The 6,431-nt window shown below is 36.3% G+C and carries 5 protein-coding genes; all 5 read right to left on the reverse strand.

Annotation, left to right across the window (positions count from 1 at the left end; genetic code table 11):
- Nucleotides 1–1,188: 1,188 nt before the first annotated feature.
- The gene (locus Cyrtocomes_RS04760; protein WP_322498053.1) at nucleotides 1,189–1,320 is read right to left on the reverse strand and encodes a hypothetical protein; all 132 of its coding nucleotides are present in this window, start codon (nucleotides 1,318–1,320) and stop codon (nucleotides 1,189–1,191) included.
- A gap of 72 nt (nucleotides 1,321–1,392) precedes the next feature.
- A complete protein-coding gene (locus Cyrtocomes_RS04765; protein WP_322498054.1) occupies nucleotides 1,393–2,343 on the reverse strand; it encodes a beta-ketoacyl-ACP synthase III in 951 nt (316 codons plus the stop codon).
- Nucleotides 2,340–3,419, reverse strand: a complete 1,080-nt coding sequence (gene plsX / locus Cyrtocomes_RS04770; RefSeq protein WP_322498055.1) for a phosphate acyltransferase PlsX — start codon at nucleotides 3,417–3,419, stop codon at nucleotides 2,340–2,342. The genes Cyrtocomes_RS04765 and plsX overlap by 4 nt, the downstream gene beginning before the upstream one ends.
- Before the next feature lie 36 nt (nucleotides 3,420–3,455).
- Nucleotides 3,456–3,665 carry a 50S ribosomal protein L32 gene (gene rpmF, locus Cyrtocomes_RS04775; protein WP_322498056.1) on the reverse strand — a complete coding sequence of 70 codons (210 nt, stop codon included), beginning with the start codon at nucleotides 3,663–3,665 and terminating at the stop codon, nucleotides 3,456–3,458.
- A 100-nt stretch (nucleotides 3,666–3,765) separates the two neighbouring features.
- A complete protein-coding gene (locus tag Cyrtocomes_RS04780; RefSeq protein WP_322498057.1) occupies nucleotides 3,766–6,273 on the reverse strand; it encodes a TrbL/VirB6 family protein in 2,508 nt (835 codons plus the stop codon).
- Between the last annotated feature and the right edge of the window lie 158 nt (nucleotides 6,274–6,431).

The following is a 6,431-nucleotide window of genomic DNA, read 5'->3' on the forward strand; positions in this document are numbered from 1 at the left end:
GATACATCGATACAGCCCTCTTTGAGAGAGTATTTTATTCTTTTGTTCAATCTGCCACATTGTTTGCACCTATACCTTTGCTTGACTATAACCATTCTTGACCATAGTTTTGTTAGAGCAAAATTTACATCCATTCATAGAGTTGCTCACATTCATTCATTGTCATGCTATCACATAACAAAATCTATCCTTTTATGACGATGCCCTAATTACATATGTTATAACTTTCTTGCGAAAATCTGTATGATGCTGGCATTTTCTTTTGGATTAACTTATTTGTAACTTATCTGTACCCAAATCTCAACTTAATTTACTATATGAACGAACTAACATTATTGCCGATTTAGTGAATCTGATAGCACCAATGGTTTTTAATGGAACCTGTGACACATTATTATTTAAGACTTAGGTAGAAGAGTTTCTGATGAAAGAGTTAAAATTAGAACAAGTTGTGATTATGGACAACACATCTTTTCATAAATCCAAAAAAACAAGAGAATTAATATAACCTGTAAAATGCAGTACAATTTTCCTTATTCACCAGATTTGAATCTAATAGATAGATTCTGGGCTAATATGAACAGATGAATTAGAGAGCGATTAATATTGGCCATTTTACTTATCTCTATGATTTTCTTTAGTTAAATTCTTTCAATATTCAATCTTACTTACTATAGCACATCCTATCAAATAGAGGCGCATATTTGTCTACTGACCTACTTGTAGACAGAATGCTTATCTGTAAGTATTCTACTTGATAAAAGCATAGCTTTTTATAAGATCTTCCAAAAAAGAATACAGATTATGATTTACCATATTTTTCAAGAAGTGTTACATATACAAATTTGGAAGCCTATCAATAAAGAGGTATATAGTGATTTAAGCTGAATTAGTATAACAAAGCTAATTAGCTGTAATATAAGCGACACTATCTCTCGCCTCAAATAAAATAGCTATAATTTTGCTAAACTTAACCCAATGATAGCTAAAATATTTTCAAAGTTAGCACCACTTTACGATGCTTTTGCTATAGCTTATTTGCATAGCACCGAACTAACCATATAACATATATTAGTTGAGGTTAAGAGGGCAGAAGCATTACGATATGCATTCTTTTTTATACTCTAAAAATGCCTCAAGCCTCTTCATCCATGCAGTATAAATTCTCGAGATAATTACTCCCAAATTCTACTCTTCCCTTTTAGCGCCTTTTCTTGCACCAGATTCACTATTATTAGGGCTACCACCCATTACAAGCCTATCAACCACTCCAAGCTCTGTTATACTTATTTCCTTAGATTGAGAAATTTTCTGAAACATTTTTTTTACTAATATAATATAGGACTTCAATACAAAGCATACTACAATAACATACAAAAAAACAGGTATCTCTTATGTTTTTATTATACAAGCTCCCCAAGTCATACCAGCCCCTATTGCAGCAAAAAGAATTGTCTGATCTTTTACATCCTTTTTTCTTGAATGAAGAGCCAGTGGTATGGAAGCCGCCGAGGTGTTTGCATGCTCAGATACAGTTGATATAACTTTATGAGCCGGAACCCCCAATACACGAAGAACCGAATCTGTAATTCTTTGATTTGCTTGGTGCGGTACAATTAGATCTATATCATTTATATGAAGACCTGATAATGAAACTACTTCTAACATCGAGCTAGAAAGTTTGTCTACAGCATTTTTAAACACAGCAGGCCCTTGCATATAAAGCTTGGAATTAAAGCTGCCAGATGATACTCCGCCATCCACCTTTAAAATATCAATTAGATCAGGATCTGAATATATTTTTGAACAAATAAGACCTCTATCATGCTGCTCCGATCTACTCAAAATCAAAGCCCCTGCCCCATCACCAAAAAGGACGCATGTAGCCCTATCTTCCCAATTTATAATTTTTGACATTGCGTCTGCACCTACTATGGCAATATGATTGTACTTACCTGAATTCATCATACTAAAACCAAGCTCTATAGCATAAAGAAACCCAGCACAGGCAGCCTGTATATCGAATGCAAAACACTTAATCGACGCCTTAATTTTCTTTTGTACAATAACAGCTGTAGATGGCATAATTAGGTCAGGCGTACTTGTTGCAACTATTATTCCATCTAGCTCTTTTGGATCTATATTAGCGCTACTAGCCGCGCTTTTTAAAGCCGCAGTGGCCATATCTGATGTTGCTTGGCCATCACTTAATATATGCCTTTTTTCTATTCCAGTTCGCGAAAGTATCCATTCATTACTGGTATCTATAAAAGATGAAAGGTCATAATTTGTTAAGACCTTCTCCGGTAGATATCCACCAATACCTGATATCACTACACTCATTTATCAAAACCAAAAATTTTAGCAGATGTATGTTTTATCTTATCTAGCATATCAAGGCCAATTCCACGAGATTCTAAAATTTCAAGTTCTTCGATTATATGTGAATTTACATTATCCTTAGCAAGACTACGCGCAACTTTAATAGCATTAAGAAATCCAGAAGGATTAGCTCCACCATGACTTTTTACCACAATCCCATTTATTCCTATAAGCATAGCACCATTATTATGATTAGGATCTAATTGCATGAATCTCTCTCGCAGCTGCTTTCTAAGTAAAAATGCTGCGAGCCTAGCAAGCAGCGTGCTTTTAAATGTATCTTTCACCATATCTAAAATCATCCTCGCAGTTCCTTCAATTGCCTTAAGAACAAGATTACCTGAAAATCCATCTGTTACAACCACGTCAGCAATCCCTGCCGCTATATCGTTACCTTCAACAAAACCAACAAAATCCAACCCTGATGATTTCAGTATATCAAATACTTCACTTTCCACAGATCTTCCCTTACCCTTTTCTTCACCTACGTTCAATATTCCTATTTTAGGGTTTTCTATACCAAGCACAGCTTTTGCAAAAGAAGCACCCATAACAGCAGATTGAAACATAGAGTTTGCATTAAATTCTATGTTGGCCCCCATATCTAAAAAAACACATTTACCTTTTTTGTTAGGAAAAACCCCAGAGATAACAGGCCTCTTTATATGCTTTAATGTACCAAGAATTTGGCGCGACATCATAAATAATACTCCAGTGTTCCCAGCAGAAATACAGGCATCAGCATAACCATTTTTAACAGATTCAATTGCTCTTCGCATACTAGAATCTGTCAAGTGCCTCAATGCCCGCACAGGACTATCTGTATCTAAAATAACACTAGTTGTATGGATAATTTCACAAGAAGAAGGATTAATACAGTACTTAGCGAAGAGATTAGATAAAACCCCACTATCACCAAATACGTTGAATTTTACGTCCTTATATAATTTTTGTGCAACAGAAATAGCCTCAACAACGCAATTAGGCGCCAAAGCACCACCCATAGCGTCTATACTAATAGAAACGCTGTAAGTCATCAAAAACTAGCTCTCAACAACTCAAAAAAACCAAGCTTATACATCACCCTTCTTAGTCTCCTCAGATTCAGTAGAGGCCTTAAGCACAAATTTACCATTGTACATTCCATCTTTACGAGAAACGTGATGTGGTAATCTGTATTCACCAGTTTCTTTATCAACCACTACATTCACCGGACTAATGGCATCATGAGCTCTTCTCATATTTCTCCTTGACTTAGAAGTACGTTTTTTAGGGACGGCCATATAACTTCAAAATAGTAATAAGAACTAGACTTATATTATATCAAGACCTGAAAAGCTACCTAATTTTAATCAAACTTTTATCCAGTCATTTTTAAGTTGACTAACCCCTAGGCTGATCACCTTCCCCAGAACCTCCACCAGAACCAGAAGATCCTACTGACTTACCGGCAGCTTGAGCGGCCTTGCCAGCCGCCTCACCTGCTGTAGTTGTCCCGCCACTTGCAATACCAGCGGCTGCAGAACCAGCGGCTGATAGCATCTTGCCTATACTTATGCCACCTAGAGCCATAGAGCCTACATCTTGTACACCAGTTAATATTGCCAAGAAACTACTTACAGATGATGAAAAGAGGTAAAATATGAAAGCAAACAGCATAAGCTTTAGTACAGCTAGCATATATGTTGGTATATGTGCTGGCTTTATAATTGTAATTTTTCCTAAAGGCCCAAGATCTAAATAAGTTGTGATTTTATTACCTATATTTCCCTGCCCTGATTCACATGGATCAGTTTTCGTCACATCTGTTGTAACACAAAATATTGAATTTACACCCCTACATGCTTCTACCAAGCTTTTTCCAGATCTTAAATCTAGGTCTCCAAAAAATACATGATCAAAAACACTGAGCATCAAAGCGATAAATGCAAACAGCAATGCTGGATAAAGCGTATATCCAAGTATCATACTAAACCACTTTTGGAATATCTGCTTTGTGTATTCAAAAAGCATAAAGCAGAATATGATTGGGGAAATTACTACAAGAACGGTTATTATGAATGCAGATAATATTACTATGTGCACAAATTTTAGTATCACCATCATAATCATCACACAGTATATTAATGATACAATACTGAGTGCAAAACCCAAACTACCAGCAAATATTGCCGCCCCTATTAACCATACAGCTATTAAGCCTACAATGCTATAGCTGCACGATCCCAGGCTAAGGTAGTTAGCTATTTTACAATCTATTAAATCCCAAGTTGTCATTTTTATAATCCCGGGATAACCGTAAGTATTCTTTACCTTTGAGCTACCAAAACTTACAGCACTTACAGGCAAATCCCTTTGCCCAATAACTTCACTTCCTAAAAGTTTATAACTACATAAACCAACAGCATCCCATTCATTATAAGCCCCCATAAAAAGGCCAGCTATATCTTCAGTTGTTTTTAACAAAGATGGATAAAGGCCCGTTTGTTTACCACCTTGATTATCATACCAAGCACTACCAACAGAAAAATATATTACTACTGCAAATTTTACAAAATACATCACTATCTCCCCCTGCTGTGGAGGCTTTGCAGATATTATAATTTTCATCCCTATAAAACAAACATATAAGGCAAGCACACTATAAACTATCTGCTTTAATCTTTCCTGGACAGTTTGAAAGAAAGGTTTAGTTGTTCCAGAAGAGCTAACTGGATCTATAAACATCTTTACCAATAAATCCTGTATACATCCAACAACAGTGCTTACAAGATGCAGATCGCTCATTAAAAATCTCTTTGTACCACTTTTTCCTCTACCAGTTTCATCAATATTTGGCAGAGCTTCTCCTAAGGATTTAAGATCCGTCCTACCTGTCAAAAAGTGGTAACACCTAGTGCCAGATAAGGATTTTTTAGTATATTCATCTATTTCTAATTCTTGATTGGGTGGTGGAACATATGTACAACCAACCCTTATAGGAAATAATGTATATGGGGTAGCAACACAGAGCTGCACCTTACCAAGTTGTTGTGAAAATCTAAAATATGCATGATAGTGAGCAGGCATCATATACTCCCCATTTTTACCTTTCATAGGATTTAGGATTACCTGACCTCTAGTAGGAGAGCCCCTACCAGATGGCTGACATCTATCTCTGCCATTGAAGAATCTTGACAGGCCAGACATATAGTTCACAACTACACCGCCTACCATATCTTTTTGTGCATATTGATCAGCACCAGCCGCACAGTATGGTGAAGCTGAACCCATATATCCCCATGTAAAACCTACCAATTCAGCATCATGTGGATTATTAGGATCTAGTGCTTTTCCGCTAACAGGCTCATAATTTGGGTCACAATGGTAAAAAAATGGAATATCTATTGCCGTAAGCGCACTTTTCGCATTATTCACCATTACACCACTTCCACTATCTTCACACTTTACGTGCGACCCAGAACTGTCGAGCTTAAAATTCACATACTCATGTGGCGCAACTATGTACGCATTTGAACAAATATCTACCATTATTACGTATTCTACACCCATTGCGAGCAGCGCAAAAATGCTGCCAACTGGAAAACTAGAAAGCATCGCTAGATATATAGCACCTCTAGATGCATTGATGATAAAAGCAGCACCACCAGTTCCACTACCTTTACACGTAGTACCTTTTTTAGATAATATTGTAGGTATACAATTATTGTTTAATGCACCATACTCCCAGGGCATTAACGCTTTTCCTGAGGTGAAACAATCATCTAGTTTTCCAAGATATCCAAAAAAACTTGATGTCGGCTGCCTGTTTTCAAACTCCATCATTGAGTTATAGGCAAAACACACCTTACTGCTAAGAAATAGTGATAAAAGTAACAATATGTATCTCATTTGCCCATTTTCGAAACTCGTTTAGAAAACTCAGGTAACCATATAGAAACATCATCACCTAGGCACTGTTAACAAAGGTTTTGCCAAATAATGGAAAAGATGCAATATTATATTGGAGGCGATAAATATGGTATTTAGATGGATAAAAGGTTGTTTCC

The organism is Candidatus Cyrtobacter comes (genome assembly GCF_034470605.1).
GTDB lineage: Bacteria > Pseudomonadota > Alphaproteobacteria > Rickettsiales > Midichloriaceae > Cyrtobacter > Cyrtobacter comes.

Coding starts and splice junctions, on each gene's coding strand:
- Cyrtocomes_RS04760 (WP_322498053.1), bottom strand. CDS start 1,320: ATGTTTCAGAAAATTTCTCAATCTAAGGAAATAAGTATAACAGAGCTT.
- Cyrtocomes_RS04765 (WP_322498054.1), bottom strand. CDS start 2,343: ATGAGTGTAGTGATATCAGGTATTGGTGGATATCTACCGGAGAAGGTC.
- plsX (WP_322498055.1), bottom strand. CDS start 3,419: ATGACTTACAGCGTTTCTATTAGTATAGACGCTATGGGTGGTGCTTTG.
- rpmF (WP_322498056.1), bottom strand. CDS start 3,665: ATGGCCGTCCCTAAAAAACGTACTTCTAAGTCAAGGAGAAATATGAGA.
- Cyrtocomes_RS04780 (WP_322498057.1), bottom strand. CDS start 6,273: ATGAGATACATATTGTTACTTTTATCACTATTTCTTAGCAGTAAGGTG.